Raw genomic sequence first — 17,043 nt, 5'->3', positions numbered from 1 at the left:
TCCAGCCTCGTTTTTGTTAGATAAAAAATTATATTTAACAAAAATCGATCGGCTCGAATGAAATATGTTAAATATATCCGGATTTCTAACAAAATCACTAAAATTTTGTTAAATATAATTTTTCAAAATTTCCTAATTGCTCTTTTAAGGATAAAATACCCTCACAACCCCAAAAAACCCCTATCTCTACAAAACTCCTGTAAACTATAAGTAACATTTTGATCGAGGAGAGATATTATGGATGCTTATGAAATTCGTAAACAGATTCGAAATGGACGACATAAGAATACGACGTCTGGCTTAGCAAATGATAACGTGCAGGCGAATCTTGTTGTCCTGCCTAAAGTGTACGCATTTGATTTTTTACTATATGCACTTCGCAATCCAACACCCATTCCGATTATTGAAGTGCTCGAAGATGGTAAGTATAACAGCCGCTTCGCGAAGGATTCTGATATTCGTACTGATATTCCGTTTTATAATATTTATAAGAACGGAACGCTCGTCGACACTGTCGAAGACGTAACAGACATTTGGCAAGATGATTTTGTTTCCTTTTTAATCGGCTGTAGTTTTACATTCGAAGACGCGTTAATGAAAGGTGATATCTCGCTGAAGCATATTGAACAACATAAAAACGTCGCGATGTATAAAACAAACATCCCAACAGAACGTGCAGGTATTTTCCATGGTAATATGGTCGTTTCAATGCGTCCGATTAAAAAGAATCTAGTCGATAAAGCAATCGAAATTACATCTCAGTTTAAAAATATGCACGGAGGGCCGGTTCATGTCGGAGATCCACGTGCAATTGGTATCGAAGATATCACAAAACCTGATTACGGTGATTCGATCGATATTTCAGACGATGAAGTTCCAGTATTTTGGGGATGCGGAGTCACTCCACAAAATGCGATTTTACAAGCAAAACCTTCGATTATGATTAGCCATAAACCAGGGTATATGTTTATTACTGACATTAATAACGAGGCATTTAAAGAAGAATAAAAAATGAGTCCTATTTTGAAACTTCTATCAGTTTGGCTATCAAAACCAACCGTTCGAGAATTCAAATAGGACTCGTGTTTTTTATAATGGATTTAGTTGTTATGCTCTACTTCTTCTAATATTGCTATAACTTCCTCGCGTGTTGGCATACCACTTTGCGCGCCGAATTTCATAACACTCAGTGCACCTGATGCGTTCGCAAATCGTAAACTTTCGTTTAAGCTTTTCCCGCGTGCAAGTTCACTTACAAGTGCCCCGTTAAAAGTGTCTCCTGCTCCTGTCGTATCGACGACTTCTGCTTTAAAACTTCCGATGCTTACTTCTTTTTTATCTTCATAATAAAAACAACCATTCGCACCGTTCGTCACGATAATTTTTTCGATATAATCATCCATTAAATTTGGGTGATAGGACTTTAATTGCTCCAGCTCGATTTTGTTCGGTGTGATGTATGTACATGCGTCTAAAATGTTGTCCGTGAGTGCCGTTGCTGGTGCTGGATTCACTATTAACGGCACATCGTTTTCTTTACAAATTGTCGCGAGATAATCAACTGTTTCGATTGGAATTTCTAGTTGTGTTAACACGTAATCACTGTCGATTACTTTATCTTTATGTACTTCTAAAAATTCAGGTGTTACGTGTGCGTTCGCACCAGGCACGATAATAATCGAGTTGTCTTTGTCTGCAAGTGTAATACACGCAAGCCCTGTCGATACGTTTTTAACAGGTGTTTCATCTACAATTGTAATGTTGCGCGACTTAAAGTTTTCTAGAATCTCTTTACCGTAAACGTCGTCGCCAATTCTTCCGATAAACCTCACGTCACTTCCGAGTTCTCTCGCTGCTACTGCTTGGTTGGCACCTTTACCGCCACACGTCGTCACAAAATCATTACCAATAACCGTCTCTCCCGTTTTCGGCACGATATCTGTCGTTACGACGAGATCCATATTCAAACTCCCAACGACCGTAATCTTTGGAATCGTCATTGATTATCATCCTTAGCTTTTACAAATTTTCTTCGTTTATATAATTCTAACAGTATAAAACAAACAATTAAAAGTCGATAGGTATATGTATTCATTAATACAAGCATCTTAAAAACTATAATATCAGTTCTTGAAACACTCTTCATCTGATATAATCAAAGAAAATAAGCAGGGAGAATAACGATGAGACATATTATATTAGATTGTGATCCTGGACACGATGATGCGATTAACATCATTATTGCAGCGGCGAGTCGCGATAAACTAAATATCCGAGGAATTACGACAGTCGGAGGAAACGTCGAGGTAGAAAAAAACACTGAAAATGCACTGAAAGTGTTGGAGCTATTAGATTTAGACGTGCCTGTGTATAAAGGACAGTCGCGACCACTTGTGAAACCGATTGAAATTGCGACAGAAATTCATGGAAATTCCGGTATGGACGGTCCGGTCTTGCCTGAACCATCTAGACGAGCAGAAGACATGCATGCAGTTGATTTTATCATTCAAACTGTAAAAGAAAGCGATGAAAAGATTACACTCGTACCTACAGGACCTTTAACGAATATTGCAATGGCGCTCATTAAAGAGCCAACGATAAAAGACAATATTGAGGAAATCGTATTAATGGGTGGCGGTACATTTGGAAACTGGACGCCAGCAGCAGAGTTCAATATTTATGTCGATGCTGAAGCAGCAGAAGTAGTCTTTACAAGTGGAATTCCGGTGACAGTATTCGGACTAGACGTCACGCACCAAGTCATTGCGACAGAAGATATTATCGAGTGCGTTTCACCTATTGAAAACGACGTTGCACAATTTGTAAAAAAGTTACTGATTTTTTTCGGACAGATGTATAAAGATTACTTTGGAATTAATGGCGGTCCAATACATGACGCATGTACGTCAATGTATTTAATTCATCCAGAGTTATTCGATTTAAAAGACGTCAACATTACGATTGAAACTAAAGGCGAAGCGACGTACGGCATGACAGTCGTCGACTTGTTGAAGACTACAGGTAAAAAAGAGAACGCAACATTTGCGATCGGAGTCAATCAAGATGCGTTCTGGGACGAGTTTATACATATTTTAAAAAGCTTTAACTAAAAAACTAAATCACAAGTTAGCATGATAAAAGGAAGTGTTTTTATGGAGTGGAAAACATTCCCTTTCTACAACTTATTTTTACTTATTGGTCTTGGAATTCACTTATCAGTTTACGGCTTCTATCTTTCTGAGGGAAAGCTTGCTTATTCTGTTGCACTTTGCGGTGCACTGCTGATTGGACATGGTATCTGGAGCAGCATCCTCATGAGCAACAAGTTCAAATAAAAAACTGCACATCACTGATGTGCAGTTCTATAATTTAAGTATTTAGTTTGCCACTTCTTCGTCTTCAATCAATACAAGCTTCTCTGTCTTGTCCTCATTGAAAACTGTGACCTCTACATGTTTAGTCAAGATGTCTGAGTATGAATATGATACACATTCAAAATTATGTTTTTCTGGATCGAGCTCGACGATGAAGATTGCTGGATGTGTTTCTCTTAACACACCTTTTCGTCTTACGATTGTTCGTCTACCACCTTGTGCTTCAAGTAATACTGGATTTCCTACTTCGTCTTCTAAGATTCCTCTTATATCTCTCAATGTCTTTGCCATAGTTCATCCACCCTTATCTTTACTTATCTTATTGTACCATTTTTTCACAATTTAGTCAATTTATTTTAAAAAAGATACAGGTTTAGACTATACATTGAGATTCATATTTGTTAAAATTTAAGATTACTATTTTTGAAGCTTTCATAAATACGTGCGTATTCTTGTATTGACAAGCTTTCACCGCGTCTTTTCGGATCAATTTCAGCGGCTTCTAACATCGCTAATATGTCTTCTTTCTTCTTCTTACCGTCTTTAAATAAGCTTTGATAGTTATTGTATATCGTCTTTCTTCTCATGACGAACGCTCCACGTGTCAGTTTGAAAAATGTCTCTTCATCGTCTACTTTGACAGGAGGATTTTCGTGTCTCACGAGTTCTACGACGATTGAGTCAACGTTTGGTGGTGGCATAAACACTGTTTTTGGTACGTTTTGAATGATTTTAGCTTCTGTATAGTACTGAATCGCAATCGATAAAGAACCATAACTCTTGCTGCTTGGTGACGCACTAAGACGTTCTCCGACTTCTTTTTGCATCATCGTGTAAAAGCGTGAAATTTCTTTATGATGCATTAAAAAGTTCATAAGAATCGGTGTCGTAATATAATACGGTAAGTTTGCGACGACAATGACTTCCTTAACGTCAGTGAATTCTTCTTTAATTACTTTTTCAATATCTGCTTGTAAGACGTCTTCATGGATGATTTTAATGTTGTCATATGGACTTAACGTGTCGTTAAGCACTGGAATCAGGCGATCGTCGATTTCAAATGCGACGACTTTTTTAGCCACTTTTGCAAGCTGTTCAGTCAGTGATCCAATCCCTGGACCAACTTCAATCACACCGATGTCGTCGTTAATTCTCGCTTTTTTTAAAACTTCTTGAATAATATTTCTATCGATTAAAAAATTCTGTCCTAAACTTTTTTTCGTGCTAAAGTTATACTTTTCAACGATCTCTTTTGTACGACCAATTGTTGCGATGTCTTTCATCTCTATCATTCCTTATAATCTTTTAAAGCGTCTAAAATCGACTCTTTTTGAATGTTGTATCGGTTAAATTTTTGACGCATACTATTTGCATTCGCGTATCCAATATTTAACTTCTCTGCCACGTGATGGCGCCTTTTTTTAGAATCTGGTTGCCCGGATAACTGTAAGTCGATCATATCACTTTTTGTTATCGTTTCGACTTCAGTTTTAGCACTCGTCACGACTCTTTTTAGCGCATCTTTTAAATCTTCTGGCGAAGCATTTTCAACACCGATTTTCCCACGTTTGTTTTTGGCTTTGTTACGACTGATGAACGCCTCTTTAATATTTGGGAATCGTTCGAGTATCGTATTTCGAATTTTTTGTCCAGGATAATCTGGATCTGTAAATATAATTGCACCACGTGTATTTAATGCGACTTCGATTTCGTCGAGTGTTCGCTTGTTAATTGCTGATCCGTTCGTTTCAATAGTTTCACAATCAAACACCTCATTTAAACGACGTGTGTCGTCTCGCCCTTCAACGATAATGACTTCTCGTATGTATGGTTTCACTGTAATTCTTCCTTTTAAGAAAAACAGGGGCATGATAGCCCCTATTTAAATGTTATATATTCTCTTTGCATTTTCTGTCGTTGCCTTTTCGACTTCTTCTACAGAAATTCCACGAAGCTGTGCGATTTCTTCTGCGACGAGTCGAACGAGTTTTGGCTCGTTACGTTTGCCTCTAAATGGATGGGGTGTTAAATACGGTGCGTCTGTTTCGACGAGTAATCTGTCGAGTGGCACATATTGCGCCACTTCTTTCGGACGCTTCACGTTTTTAAACGTGATAACACCAGCAAGTGATACGTAAAAGCCCATATTTAACACACGGTCGATCTGTTCATCGGTACCGTTATGAAATGAATGCATAATACCGCCGACTGATTTTGCATCGTGCGCTTCTAATATGTCTATCGTGTCTTCATCTGCATCTCTATTGTGGATGACAATCGGTAAATTCACACGCTTTGCGAGTTCAATTTGTTTAATAAATACTTCTTTTTGAACGTCTTTTGGTGACTTATCCCAGTGATAGTCGAGTCCGATTTCGCCGATAGCGACAATTTTTTCGTGGTTGGATAATGACTCAATCCACTCTAAATCCTTATCCGTACAATCAATTGCGTCGACTGGATGCCATCCGATAACGCCGTACACTTCGTCATATGCTTCGATTAATTCCATCGTACGCTCAATTGTTTTACGGTCAAACCCGATAACGACGAATTTTTCTACGCCGTTTTCTTTTGCGCGTTCTATTACCGCATCAACTTCACCTTCATATTGATCTGCGTTTAAGTGAACGTGTGTATCAATTAGCATCGTATCACTCCTTAATTACTTTACAATGCTTCCGTTTTCTATACCGTTTGGTACAGAGACGAGCGTTAATCGTGCATCTTTTTCTGCTGTAAGAATCATTCCTTGAGACAGTTCCCCGCGAAGTTTCACAGGTTTTAAGTTCGTCACGACGAGTACTTTTTTACCGATAATTTCATCCGCTTCATAATGTTCGCGTATACCTGACACGATTTGACGTTCTTCGTTTCCAAGATCGACTTGAATCTTTAGTAATTTATCTGCTTTTGGATGTTCTGACGCGTTTACGATTGTTGCGACTTTAATTTCGACTTTATCGAAGTCATCAATCGAAATTTCTTCGACTTGTTCAACGTCTTCTTTAGTCGCTACTGGAGCAGTCTTTGCCATCTCTTCTTTAATAAACTGAACTTCTTCTTCAACTTCGAGTCTTGGATAAATTGGCGTTGCTTTTTTTACTACTGGTGAGCTAAATGCAACTTGTCCATATGTGTAAATTGTGTTGTACTCCGTTTGGATTTCTTCAGTCAATCCGAGTTGTTCAAAAATCTTTTTAGAACCTCTCGTTAAGAATGGTTGCGTTAAAATACCGATAATACGGATATTTTCAGCGAGATGAACCATCACGTTACCAAGTGCTTCTGTTTTTTCTTCACGTGCTAAAATCCATGGTGTTGTTTCATCGATATATTTGTTCGTACGGCTGACAATTGTCCATATCGCTTCAAGTGCGCGGTTAAACTGTAAATCGTCCATTGAATGTTCATACTTTTCAATGCTTTCTTTTACTGTGCGTTCTAAGTCAGCATCAAAGTCGTTTTGTGCACCGTTATACTCCGGAACTTCTCCACCGAAGTATTTGTTAATCATCGATACTGTACGGTTCACTAAGTTTCCTAAATCGTTCGCTAAATCGTAGTTCATACGGTCAACGAATGCTTCAGGTGTAAATACTCCGTCAGAACCAAATGGCACTTCACGCATTAAGTAGTAACGTACTGCATCGAGTCCAAAGCGCTCAACGAGCATACCTGGATACACGACGTTCCCTTTAGACTTAGACATTTTACCGTCTTTCATCAGTAACCAGCCGTGACCAAAGATACGTTTAGGTAATGGAAGATCTAGAGCAAGTAACATAATCGGCCAGTAAATCGCGTGGAAACGTACGATTTCTTTACCAATCATTTGAACGTTTGCCGGCCAATATTTTTCAAAGTTAGACGGGTCATCACTTTTATACCCGAGTGCTGTAATGTAGTTTGCAAGTGCGTCAATCCATACGTAAATGACGTGTTTCGGGTTTGAACGCACTGGTATTCCCCAGCTAAATGACGTACGCGTTACAGCTAAGTCTTCGAGTCCTGGCTTAATAAAGTTATTGATCATTTCATGTTTTCTTGATAACGGTAAAATGAACTCTGGGTTTTTATCATAATATTCTAATAGCTGATCCGCATACTTACTCATCTTAAAGAAATAACTTTCTTCTTTTACACGTTCAACTTCGTGACCGCTCGGCGCTTTACCACCAATTACATTGCCGTCTTCATCTTTATACACTTCAGCGAGTTGTGTTTCTGTAAAGTATTCTTCGTCTGAAACTGAATACCAACCTTCATACTCTCCAAGATAAATATCACCTTGCTCTAACAGTTGCTCAAAAATATCTTGAACTGCTTTTTTATGGTACTCATCTGTCGTACGGATAAACTGATCATTTGTAATGTCTAGTAATTCCCACAGCTCTTTAATATCTTTTACCATACCATCGAGATACTCTTTTGGTGATTCATTTAAGCTTTTTGCTTTCGTTTCAATTTTTTGACCATGCTCATCTGTACCTGTTAAGTAGTGCACGTCGTATCCTTGTAGACGCTTATAGCGTGCAAGAACATCTGTTGCGATTGTTGTATACGAGTTACCGATGTGCAGCTGACCACTCGGATAGTAAATTGGCGTCGTAATATAAAATGTTTCTTTCGTCATGGAAATCTCCTCTGTCTTCATTTATTAATTTCTATGATACGTATCATATACGTCTTGTGTTTTTAATTTACGTAATTTTGCCACTTCTTTAATGGCGGCTTTTGGTTTTAATCCTCTTTCAATTAGCATATCGACATGTGTGTTTATATCCATATCAAATTCTTCAACTGAATCGTCAATATACCCTTCTATTACTATAACAAATTCGCCCTTTAAAGGGATGTGTGACGCGAGCATTTCTTTAACGTTTTTAGCTGAGTCTGTCACCGTTTGTTCGAATTTTTTCGTGATTTCTCGAGAGATTGAAACAACTCTATTTTCATCGAATTTATAAATATCGTCGATGAGTTGTTTCACACGATATGGCGACTCATATAAGACGGATGTTTTATCGTGAGTTAGAATTTCTTCTAACTTTTCTTTTCGTTTCCTATTAGACTTTGGTAAAAATCCGAAGTATGTGAATTCAAATGATTCGATACCAGATAATACAATTGCTTGCTGAAATGCGCTCGCCGCTGGAATGACTGTATATTTTAAATCTTCCTCTTGCATACTTTTAACGAGTTCATATCCTGGATCAGATATGATAGGCATCCCTGCATCACTCACGAGTGCGAATACCGTGCCGTCTTTCATCTTTTCTATTATATCTTTTGTCGCTGTTTCTTTGTTAAAATCATGATAACTTTTTAACGGTGTATCGATATCAAAATGATTCAATAATTTGATCGTCATTCGCGTATCTTCAGCTAAAATTACATCGACTTTTTTTAGCGTATCAATTTGTCTAAAACTCGCATCTTCTAAGTTACCAATCGGTGTCCCTACAATGTATAAATTCATCGTTTCACCTCAGACATTAAAGCTTCTTTTTGTACACGCGTGAATTGTTTAATCTCATATTCTCGTTTTAACGCTTCACTTTTCGTTTTAAAACACTCTGTATATTTTAAAGTGACCGGTCGTCTTGCGCGTGTGTATTTCGCACCTTTACCACTATTATGTACGTCGATACGTGCATCGACGTCGACTGCATATCCCGTGTAATACGTGCCGTCACTACATTGTGCGATATAGATATGATGTTTACCCATAATATATCTCTTCCACTTCTTTTGTGTACGTGCCGTTTTCATCGTAAATATAAAGTGGCGGTAACACTTTTACGAGCGCGGTACTGTTAAATATCGATTCAACGAGCACAAAGTGTGCAGTCTCATTCGTTCGTTTACTATAAACAAATTGTAGTTTTGATACTGTAAAATTATGTTCATGTAATAATGAGATAATTTCATGCACACGTTCTGCACGGTGCACCATATAAAATTTACCTTTATTGTTAATGAGGTAACGTGCCGCTTCAATAATCCCTTTTAAATCAATTAAAACTTCACTGCGTGCGATTTCGTGATGCGTCAAACGATGCGTCGGCTGATTGTTTTTAAAGTACGGTGGATTTACTGTAATTAAATCAAACACTGAGTGGTTGTACTTTAATTTTACATCATTTAAATCGAGGTGCTCAATCTCTATCTGTGTGCTTTTATCGTTTAATTCTATTGAACGCTTAGCCATATCGACAAGTCTTTCCTGGACTTCGATTCCGGTAATTGGCTTTTTCGTTTTATAAGATAAAAGTAACGGAATAATCCCATTTCCTGTACAAAAATCTGCGATTGTTTTAACGCGCTTTGTAACGTGGACAAAGTTTGCAAGTAATAACGCATCAATAGAAAAGCTAAACGTTTCTTCACTTTGAATAATTTGCATATTCTCACGATATAACTCATCTAAACGTTCGTTTTCTTTTAACATAAATCATATCTCCCCATAAAATAAAAGCAGCATTTCGCTGCTTTTATAAGTCTCGAGTTAAAATTTCTTGGCAGAAGAGACATTTTTCACCGTGACGATGTGTCCCAAACGATACGTTACAGACGTGAAAACCTTCATCATACATACTTTGTAACGTATTGCTTTTAAATGATTCGCGTTCTGGCTTCTCTTTGTCCGCCGTTGTCTCTATTAACAATTGTTTAAAGTTGTTATTTTCCATTTCTAAACGAACATTTTCTTCTAACAACTTTACTGTTCGTGTCTTTAACTCATCGAATTCAGCATTCATCGTTTCAAGGTGCTTTTCCATTTTGAGAATATGATCAAATAGCTCATCTCGCATTACTACACCTCATTTGCTTCTAATTCGTCTAAACTAAATTCGTAAATATAGTTATCTTTATCTTTCGTGCGGATTTGTAGTTCTAATATATTTAAACCGATAACCTCAACTTTGCCTTTCGGTGTGTAGATAAACTCACCGACATCTGGCAACCTTTTACGTGCAGATTCGTAATGATCATTCTCGTAACTTAAACAGCACATTAAACGACCACACGCTCCAGATATTTTAACTGGCGTGAGTGATAAGTCTTGGTTTTTCGCCATTTGTATTGACACCGGTTCAAAGCTACCTAAATAAGTCGAACAACAGTGACTATAGCCACATGGGCCTACGCCACCAAGATAACGCGCCTTTTCTCGTAGACCGACTTGTCTTAACTCAATACGCGTTTTAAATTCTTGAGCAAGAATACGTACGAGCGATCTAAAATCGACACGTTCATCTGCCGTAAAGAAAAATATAAGTTTTTCTTTATCTAAAGAATACTTCGACGTAATTAAATGCATACCAAGTTTTTCATCTTTAACAGCGTCTCTACAAAACTGTAATGCCGCTTCTGCTTCTCTATCATTTAGCGCATCATTTTCAAAGTCTTCGTCTGTCGCTAGACGGATAAAACAACCGTCTGGCTCGACGATATTTTCCTCTATGACGGTTATATTTTCTTGAAGGACTTTGTGTAAAAATTTACCGTGCCTCGTCTCTGCGACGATGATGTCATCATATTTTAGTTGTTCACCGTTTTTTACTTCAATAAATACTATTTCGTTATATTTTAAAAGTGTTGCTTTAACTACTGTCAGCATAACACGCTCAACCTTTCGAGCTAATAATCATGCTCTCCAAAACGAGCATATTGTTTACATTAAAGTTCAGCATTTTATTTGCTTCTTCTATCTTTTCTAAGTTTCTTGTCAATTGAATCACATTGACTAAGTTCGTTAGTTCAATGTTAAATAGTTTCGACTGCTCAATTTGTAATACGTCATACATCGCTTCACGCATCATACCATCTAATAACGTTAACACTAAGAAATAATCTTTACGTTCTTTACATAGTTCTACGAGAGACGTCAAACGGATTAACGCGCGTGCGTCTTTTTTCAGCCACAGCTCAGCAACTTTTTTTGATTCCGTTACAATTTTTGGAAATCGATCTTCAAGTTCAATGATGTGATGATAATCAAGTCCGTACTGACTGACGATTTGTTGTAGCCCCTCAGAAAGATGAGATAACGCTTCGATTGTTTCATCTTTCCTTCTCGGTATATACATATACTGACTTCTTGAAAGGGTCGTCGGTAATATATTACTCTTATCTGTCGTAAGCAATATCGCAATCGTATTTTTCGGTGGTTCTTCTAAAAACTTTAACAGACTATTTTCTGCTTGAACCGTTAGCTTTTCAAACGCTTCAATAATATATACTTTAAAGTTTGATTGCACCGGTTTTTGACTCATTTGATACATGACGTCTTGAACGTCTTCTTTTTTAATTGTCGCTGCATCTGTTTGTAAATAATAAAAATCTGGATGATTCAGCGATTCAATCATTGATTTGCTGCGCGTATCATCTGAAAGGATTTTTATTGCGAATTCCATAGATACGGATTTTAACGTCTCTAAAGAGTCACTTTCAAATAAATACGTATGACTGAGCTTATTATTTTCGATGATTTTATTTAACGTATGAGAAATATCGACCATACTTAAAATCTTTCAAATTGTTCAATCGGTAGGACGAATACTGTCGCTCCGCCTACTTCTACTTCTACTGGATACGGAATATATGAATCTGCGTTTCCACCCATCGGAGTTACTGGGGCAACTGTTTGTTCGCGGTTTCCGCATGTGTCATCGATAACGTTTAATAACTCATCGACGCGCTCATCTTGAACACCACAAAGGAATGTCGTGTTACCTGAACGTAAAAAGCCCCCTGTTGAAGCGAGTTTCGTGTTTCTAAAATTATTTTTCGTTAATTTATCTGAAAGTCTTTGACTGTCGTGATCTTGAACGATCGCAATTACCATTTTCATGACTATTCACCTCTAGATTTTATAAATTGTTCGATTGCATCAATCGTATCGTGTAATACAGCGTCTATGTCTTGATTTGCATCAATCGTTTTAATGCGCTCTGGATACTGTTCTGATAACTTATTATATCCCATAACTACACGTTCATGAAAGTCTATCTCTTCGTTGTCTAGACGGTTATGTTCAACGTCATTATCTTTTTTACGTAATAACCCAATTTTTGGATCGAGTTTTAAGTAAATCGTTAAATCCGGCATATGTGTATCGATTGCAAATGTGTTAATTTGAAATATCGGATCAAACCCTAACCCTCTTGCGTAACCTTGATACGCCAGACTACTATCTATAAATCGATCGCATAATACAATTTTACCATGATTTAAGGCAGGAAGTATCTTTTCAACTAAATGAACACGTCTACTCGCTGCAAATAGTAGTGCTTCTGTATGTCCATCCATATGATACGTTTCGTCTAACAATAAGTCTCGTATCGACTCGCTTAACGGAATGCCGCCCGGTTCACGCGTGACAAGCGTTTCATATTGTTTTGAAAGATAATTGTTCACACCTTGTATTATCGTTGATTTTCCGGACCCTTCTGGCCCCTCAAACGTAATGAAGATACCCATGTTATACCTCTATATTATAATACTCTAAGTTTTTCCTTAGTCCTTCTATTTTAACATTTTTCTTAACAAATTCATCCAATCGATTAATATCAATCACTTCACCAGCTAAAATTAACGGAACGCCTGGCGGATACGGCGTGATTGTTTCAACTGCACGTTTACCGTGGAGTTCAGAAATGTCGATCGTTGTTTCATCTAACTCCTTAACTGTTAAATTCCTAATCGCTTCAACTAATTGTTCAAACGGATAACGGTCGTTATCATGCCATAACGGTAAGCACCAAAGCACTCCGCGCTCACTCACCATTTCGCTATAAATGTTAACGTCTCTAAGACTACGTTCTAAATCATATGGGGATTGACCCTCTTTGTTTAATACAATCTTTGCAGGATCATCGACAGTTTCAACTGATATATCAAACTGTTTTAAATGATGAATTAACTGTTCACGCTTTTTAAAAAATATATGATCATCAAATGTATTATAAAAGCGTTGTGCACTTTCAATTGATGCCATCACTAAATAGTTCGGAGACGACGTTTCAAATATATTAATATAGTGCATCATACGATCATGAATTGATTTATCTTTAACAAACGTGACAGATGCGCCTGTTAAACTCGGCAACATTTTATGATACGACTGAATCACGACATCAGCGTCACTTTCGATAAGTGAAGATGGAAAGTTTTCTGTCATACTCAAATGCGCACCATGTGCTTCATCCACAATGACGTAACCTCCACGCTGTTTAACATCAGTAATCGTATCTTTAACATCTAACACGTCACCATAATAAGTCGGAGACGTTATAACGACGACGTCTCCTTTTTTCATGTGACTCAAACGAAATTCTAGAGGTGTCTTATCTAACAACGAAAGCCCATTATATAAAGATTTATGAGCGTCACCAATATAGAAAAAGTCATTACTTTTATTATTTAATGCGTGTACTGATGCTAACATCCCCGTCGTAGAACCATTGACAACGAGTTGAGCGTATCTATTATACGGAGTGCCAAGTGTGTCATTTAATTCTTTTAGTACGTCTTCAGGTTCATGTAAATTATCTAATCCTGGAACTTCCGTTAAGTCATAATCGATTTTAATGTCAGATAAAAAACCAATCGTATTATTTTTATGGCCAGGAACGTGCATTGAAATACCAGTGCTTACTTGTTTTAATGCATCTTGTAATTTCATTTAATTACCTCTAATCAATTAAGCCTTCTTCTCTTAATAACTCCATCGCAACTTCTTTTTCAGTTTTACCGTCGATGTCGACACGTTTATTTAATTCACGCATTCTGTCGTCATCGATCTTACCTGCAAATGAATTTAAAATATCTCTAAGCTCTGGATGTTTTTTAAGAAGTTCTTTATTTACAACAGGTGCCGCGTAATATGGTGGGAATAGATTTTTATCGTCTTCTATTACTTTTAAATCAAACGCCTCAATTCTCGCATCTGTTGCGTATACGTCTGCAACGTCAATGTTATTCGTACGAAGCGACTCATAAACGATACCTGAATCTAGTGTTTCAACTTGTTTAAACTCTAAACCATAAAGCTCTTCTAGACCAATGAACCCGTCACTACGTTCTTGGAATTCTGCCGATCCACCAAATCTTAAGTCTCTAGATACTTTACGTAAATCAGACAGTGTTTCAATATCGTTTTCTTCTACATCATCTTTACGCATTGCGACTGCGTAAGTATTGTTAAAGCCAATCGTTTCGAGCCATTCAGAATTCATATCTTCTTCATAACGCTGTTTAACGTGTTCGTACACTTCTTCAGGCGTCTCATATTCAAAGTCGTCCTCTTTTAAAATGTCGACGAGTGCTGTCCCTGTATATTCAACGTACATGTCGTATTGTCCGTTATTCATACCTTCTACTAAGTTTGAAGTCCCGGTAATGTATGACTCTTTACGAACCTTTATATCTGTATTTCTTTCAATCAGTTCTTTATATGCATAGACTAAAATTTCTTGTTCGGTATCGGCTTTACCACTAATGACCATATCATCAGAAGAGAGTATTGTTTTTACAACTCCAAAACTCATAATAACTAATAAAACACCGATGATACTAAAGAACACAACTTTGCTGAATATACTTCCTTTTTTTCTACCTGGTGCTGAATAATTCTCAACATATTTCAGTAAAAGATCAAATAATAACGCAATGACTGCTGCTGGAATCGCACCTGCTAAAATAAGTCCTGTATTATTTGTTGAAAGTCCCCTAAATATAAAATCACCAAGACCACCTGCACCTATTAAACCTGCAACAGTCGCTACACCAACGACGAGTACAGTTGCTGTTCGAATTCCACCCATAATGACACGTGTCGCAAGTGGAATCTCGACGATAAAGAGCTGCTGTAAATTCGTCATGCCCATACCAACACCTGCACGGATTGTGGATTGATTCACGTTTTCAATACCGATATACGTATTTCTAAGGATCGGTAATAGCCCATAAATTGTTAAAGCAACAATCGCTGGCCATTTCCCAGTACCCATAAGCGGCACCATGAATACGAGTAACGCAAGACTCGGAATCGTTTGGAATATCGATGCGATCCCAATAATTGGACCCGCAAATTTTGGCGTACGTGTGAGTAATATGCCGGTTGGCACTGCAATCACAATCGCTATTAATAGAGAGAGCATTGAAATTTCAATATGTTGCTGAATTAAATTTAAAAGCTCGGACGATCTCGTCGTTAAAACATTGTAAAATTCATTCCACATACGCTTCACCACGCTTACTGTCAGTGCTTAACATACTAAATAATTTTTGAATATCCAAGACACCGGTATAGTTATTCATTTCATCTACAACAATATGTAGCTTCCCTTTATTCGCACTGATTATATTCATTGCCGTATTAAAGTCTGTATTTTCATCTAACAAAACAACATCTTCAACTTCCAAATCATCTTCTAGTAATCGAAATAAATCATATGCATAGTATTGCTCTTCAATTTTTACTGGTATTTTATTGATACGTTGACCTTTCATCAGTGAAATAATTTTAGCTTTTGAATCATCTAAAACTATTGGATACTCTTTATTAGTAAAATCTTTTACTATAAAATGCTCCATTATATATTTTCGTTGACGCTCTTCACCAATAAATTTTTGAACAAATGTATTATTCGGATTAAAAATTAACTCTTCTGGCGTACCAATTTGCTCAATTTTACCATCATTCATTACAGCGATACGGTCTGCTATTTTTAATGCCTCATCCATATCGTGAGTGACAAATACAATTGTTTTCTTAATTGTCTCTTGTAAATGAATTAATTCATCCTGTAGTTCGCTTCTTGTCACAGGATCTAAAGCAGAGAACGCCTCATCCATTAATATAATGTTTGGATCAGAATATAACGCACGAATAACGCCGATACGTTGTTGTTGACCACCGGATAATTCTTCAGGATAACGCTCTTTAAAACTCTCATCCATATTCACTAGTCTTAGTAACTCATCGATACGATTCTCATCTTTCTTTTCACCTTTTAAACGGTTGACTAGACTTACATTATCGCTAATTGTCATATGTGGCATGAGTCCGATATCTTGAATGACGTAACCAATTGAACGTCTCAATTCAACTTTATTAATGTCTTTGATGTTTTTATCATCTATATATATGTCACCTTCTGTCATTTCTGTTAAACGGTTAATCATTTCCATCGTAGTAGTCTTTCCGCTACCAGATGGACCAATGATGACAAACAACTCATTCGACTGTATATCAAAATTTATATGATCAACGGCTAAAAAATCACCGTATGTTTTTGTTACGTTTCTAAATGAAATCATAGTAATCTCCTGTGCACTTTCTAAAGGTATACGGTTCATTATAGATATTCTATAAGGCAAATTCAAAAGAAGGGGATAGTAGTGATAAAGAATGAATGAAGGAATAAATTAATTGTCAAATTAATCAAAAGATATTAACGTAAAGAGATTTTATATAAAAAAGTATTCTTTATTTTAATATAAAACCGTTTTGCGTAAAAAGAGAAAGCAATACGTTAACACAAATCGAGTAATCGTTAACATAACGAAGTACTATTTAACGCAAATCAATTTTGCGTTAAATAAATAAAATCCGAAGATAATCCACCACTCAATATAAGTTATAATTTATAAAAGG

Annotated in this window: 20 protein-coding genes; 3 read left to right on the top strand and 17 right to left on the bottom strand. The window is 36.9% G+C overall.

Annotated features, from left to right (window positions below; translation table 11 throughout):
- Window positions 1-237 precede the first annotated feature (237 nt).
- The gene (locus tag TJ68_RS00565; protein WP_040928173.1) at window positions 238-1,008 is read left to right on the top strand and encodes a putative hydro-lyase; all 771 of its coding nucleotides are present in this window, start codon (window positions 238-240) and stop codon (window positions 1,006-1,008) included.
- A 92-nt stretch (window positions 1,009-1,100) separates the two neighbouring features.
- Here TJ68_RS00565 and rbsK read toward each other — a convergent pair whose 3' ends face one another.
- Entirely contained in the window at window positions 1,101-2,000 is a 900-nt protein-coding gene (rbsK, locus tag TJ68_RS00560) for a ribokinase (protein WP_187364850.1), read from the bottom strand.
- 183 nt (window positions 2,001-2,183) lie between these two features.
- Here rbsK and TJ68_RS00555 point away from each other — a divergent pair, with 183 nt between their 5' ends.
- A complete protein-coding gene (locus TJ68_RS00555; RefSeq protein ID WP_040928172.1) occupies window positions 2,184-3,110 on the top strand; it encodes a nucleoside hydrolase in 927 nt (308 codons plus the stop codon).
- Between the two features lie 42 nt (window positions 3,111-3,152).
- A complete protein-coding gene (locus tag TJ68_RS00550) occupies window positions 3,153-3,335 on the top strand; it encodes a hypothetical protein (RefSeq protein ID WP_040928171.1) in 183 nt (60 codons plus the stop codon).
- A gap of 42 nt (window positions 3,336-3,377) precedes the next feature.
- Here the strand turns inward: TJ68_RS00550 and TJ68_RS00545 are convergent, their stop codons facing one another.
- From TJ68_RS00545 to TJ68_RS00470, 16 genes are all read right to left on the bottom strand, one after another.
- Window positions 3,378-3,665, bottom strand: a complete 288-nt coding sequence (locus TJ68_RS00545; RefSeq protein WP_040928170.1) for a Veg family protein — start codon at window positions 3,663-3,665, stop codon at window positions 3,378-3,380.
- A gap of 110 nt (window positions 3,666-3,775) precedes the next feature.
- Window positions 3,776-4,663 carry a 16S rRNA (adenine(1518)-N(6)/adenine(1519)-N(6))-dimethyltransferase RsmA gene (gene rsmA / locus TJ68_RS00540; protein ID WP_040928176.1) on the bottom strand — a complete coding sequence of 296 codons (888 nt, stop codon included), beginning with the start codon at window positions 4,661-4,663 and terminating at the stop codon, window positions 3,776-3,778.
- Window positions 4,663-5,211, bottom strand: a complete 549-nt coding sequence (rnmV, locus tag TJ68_RS00535) for a ribonuclease M5 (protein ID WP_238315996.1) — start codon at window positions 5,209-5,211, stop codon at window positions 4,663-4,665. Before rnmV ends, rsmA begins: the two co-directional genes overlap by 1 nt.
- Window positions 5,212-5,256: 45 nt before the next feature.
- On the bottom strand, window positions 5,257-6,024 hold the full coding sequence (locus TJ68_RS00530; protein WP_040928169.1) for a TatD family hydrolase: 768 nt from the start codon (window positions 6,022-6,024) through the stop codon (window positions 5,257-5,259).
- Window positions 6,025-6,039: 15 nt separating this feature from the next.
- On the bottom strand, window positions 6,040-8,010 hold the full coding sequence (gene metG / locus TJ68_RS00525; RefSeq protein ID WP_040928168.1) for a methionine--tRNA ligase: 1,971 nt from the start codon (window positions 8,008-8,010) through the stop codon (window positions 6,040-6,042).
- Between the two features lie 24 nt (window positions 8,011-8,034).
- Window positions 8,035-8,856 (bottom strand): 16S rRNA (cytidine(1402)-2'-O)-methyltransferase, encoded by an 822-nt coding sequence (gene rsmI / locus TJ68_RS00520; RefSeq protein WP_040928167.1) that lies wholly within the window; start codon window positions 8,854-8,856, stop codon window positions 8,035-8,037.
- Window positions 8,853-9,107, bottom strand: coding sequence for a GIY-YIG nuclease family protein (locus TJ68_RS00515; RefSeq protein WP_040928166.1), 255 nt, complete (start codon window positions 9,105-9,107; stop codon window positions 8,853-8,855). The genes rsmI and TJ68_RS00515 overlap by 4 nt, the downstream gene beginning before the upstream one ends.
- Window positions 9,100-9,828, bottom strand: coding sequence for a tRNA1(Val) (adenine(37)-N6)-methyltransferase (locus TJ68_RS00510; protein ID WP_040928165.1), 729 nt, complete (start codon window positions 9,826-9,828; stop codon window positions 9,100-9,102). The genes TJ68_RS00515 and TJ68_RS00510 overlap by 8 nt, the downstream gene beginning before the upstream one ends.
- Window positions 9,829-9,871: 43 nt before the next feature.
- A complete protein-coding gene (locus tag TJ68_RS00505) occupies window positions 9,872-10,192 on the bottom strand; it encodes an initiation-control protein YabA (protein WP_040928164.1) in 321 nt (106 codons plus the stop codon).
- 2 nt (window positions 10,193-10,194) lie between these two features.
- Window positions 10,195-11,001, bottom strand: a complete 807-nt coding sequence (locus TJ68_RS00500) for a PSP1 domain-containing protein (RefSeq protein ID WP_040928163.1) — start codon at window positions 10,999-11,001, stop codon at window positions 10,195-10,197.
- Between the two features lie 7 nt (window positions 11,002-11,008).
- A complete protein-coding gene (locus tag TJ68_RS00495) occupies window positions 11,009-11,902 on the bottom strand; it encodes a hypothetical protein (RefSeq protein WP_052327223.1) in 894 nt (297 codons plus the stop codon).
- Window positions 11,903-11,904: 2 nt separating this feature from the next.
- The gene (locus TJ68_RS00490) at window positions 11,905-12,234 is read right to left on the bottom strand and encodes a cyclic-di-AMP receptor (RefSeq protein ID WP_040928162.1); all 330 of its coding nucleotides are present in this window, start codon (window positions 12,232-12,234) and stop codon (window positions 11,905-11,907) included.
- 2 nt (window positions 12,235-12,236) lie between these two features.
- Window positions 12,237-12,863, bottom strand: a complete 627-nt coding sequence (gene tmk / locus TJ68_RS00485; RefSeq protein ID WP_040928161.1) for a dTMP kinase — start codon at window positions 12,861-12,863, stop codon at window positions 12,237-12,239.
- A 1-nt stretch (window position 12,864) separates the two neighbouring features.
- Complete coding sequence (locus TJ68_RS00480) at window positions 12,865-14,067, bottom strand: Orn/Lys/Arg family decarboxylase (RefSeq protein WP_040928160.1); 1,203 nt, start codon at window positions 14,065-14,067, stop codon at window positions 12,865-12,867.
- 10 nt (window positions 14,068-14,077) lie between these two features.
- Window positions 14,078-15,625 (bottom strand): glycine betaine ABC transporter substrate-binding protein, encoded by a 1,548-nt coding sequence (locus TJ68_RS08740; protein WP_040928159.1) that lies wholly within the window; start codon window positions 15,623-15,625, stop codon window positions 14,078-14,080.
- Complete coding sequence (locus tag TJ68_RS00470; protein WP_040928158.1) at window positions 15,615-16,706, bottom strand: ABC transporter ATP-binding protein; 1,092 nt, start codon at window positions 16,704-16,706, stop codon at window positions 15,615-15,617. The genes TJ68_RS08740 and TJ68_RS00470 overlap by 11 nt, the downstream gene beginning before the upstream one ends.
- Window positions 16,707-17,043: the final 337 nt, after the last annotated feature.

The sequence above is a fragment of the Nosocomiicoccus massiliensis genome (assembly GCF_000438455.1).
Lineage (GTDB): Bacteria > Bacillota > Bacilli > Staphylococcales > Salinicoccaceae > Nosocomiicoccus > Nosocomiicoccus massiliensis.
Note: the sequence above shows the minus strand (reverse complement) of the source record. Positions and strands in the feature narration are given on the sequence as shown.

Bases quoted from the DNA above. Each gene is read 5' to 3' on its own strand.
- TJ68_RS00495 (WP_052327223.1), bottom strand. From the start codon at position 11,902: ATGGTCGATATTTCTCATACGTTAAATAAAATCATCGAAAATAATAAG.
- TJ68_RS00500 (WP_040928163.1), bottom strand. From the start codon at position 11,001: ATGCTGACAGTAGTTAAAGCAACACTTTTAAAATATAACGAAATAGTA.
- metG (WP_040928168.1), bottom strand. From the start codon at position 8,010: ATGACGAAAGAAACATTTTATATTACGACGCCAATTTACTATCCGAGT.
- TJ68_RS08740 (WP_040928159.1), bottom strand. From the start codon at position 15,625: ATGTGGAATGAATTTTACAATGTTTTAACGACGAGATCGTCCGAGCTT.
- TJ68_RS00490 (WP_040928162.1), bottom strand. From the start codon at position 12,234: ATGAAAATGGTAATTGCGATCGTTCAAGATCACGACAGTCAAAGACTT.
- TJ68_RS00555 (WP_040928172.1), top strand. From the start codon at position 2,184: ATGAGACATATTATATTAGATTGTGATCCTGGACACGATGATGCGATT.
- TJ68_RS00480 (WP_040928160.1), bottom strand. From the start codon at position 14,067: ATGAAATTACAAGATGCATTAAAACAAGTAAGCACTGGTATTTCAATG.
- tmk (WP_040928161.1), bottom strand. From the start codon at position 12,863: ATGGGTATCTTCATTACGTTTGAGGGGCCAGAAGGGTCCGGAAAATCA.
- TJ68_RS00470 (WP_040928158.1), bottom strand. From the start codon at position 16,706: ATGATTTCATTTAGAAACGTAACAAAAACATACGGTGATTTTTTAGCC.
- rbsK (WP_187364850.1), bottom strand. From the start codon at position 2,000: ATGACGATTCCAAAGATTACGGTCGTTGGGAGTTTGAATATGGATCTC.
- TJ68_RS00510 (WP_040928165.1), bottom strand. From the start codon at position 9,828: ATGTTAAAAGAAAACGAACGTTTAGATGAGTTATATCGTGAGAATATG.
- TJ68_RS00515 (WP_040928166.1), bottom strand. From the start codon at position 9,107: ATGGGTAAACATCATATCTATATCGCACAATGTAGTGACGGCACGTAT.
- TJ68_RS00550 (WP_040928171.1), top strand. From the start codon at position 3,153: ATGGAGTGGAAAACATTCCCTTTCTACAACTTATTTTTACTTATTGGT.
- TJ68_RS00530 (WP_040928169.1), bottom strand. From the start codon at position 6,024: ATGCTAATTGATACACACGTTCACTTAAACGCAGATCAATATGAAGGT.
- rsmI (WP_040928167.1), bottom strand. From the start codon at position 8,856: ATGAATTTATACATTGTAGGGACACCGATTGGTAACTTAGAAGATGCG.
- TJ68_RS00505 (WP_040928164.1), bottom strand. From the start codon at position 10,192: ATGCGAGATGAGCTATTTGATCATATTCTCAAAATGGAAAAGCACCTT.
- TJ68_RS00545 (WP_040928170.1), bottom strand. From the start codon at position 3,665: ATGGCAAAGACATTGAGAGATATAAGAGGAATCTTAGAAGACGAAGTA.
- TJ68_RS00565 (WP_040928173.1), top strand. From the start codon at position 238: ATGGATGCTTATGAAATTCGTAAACAGATTCGAAATGGACGACATAAG.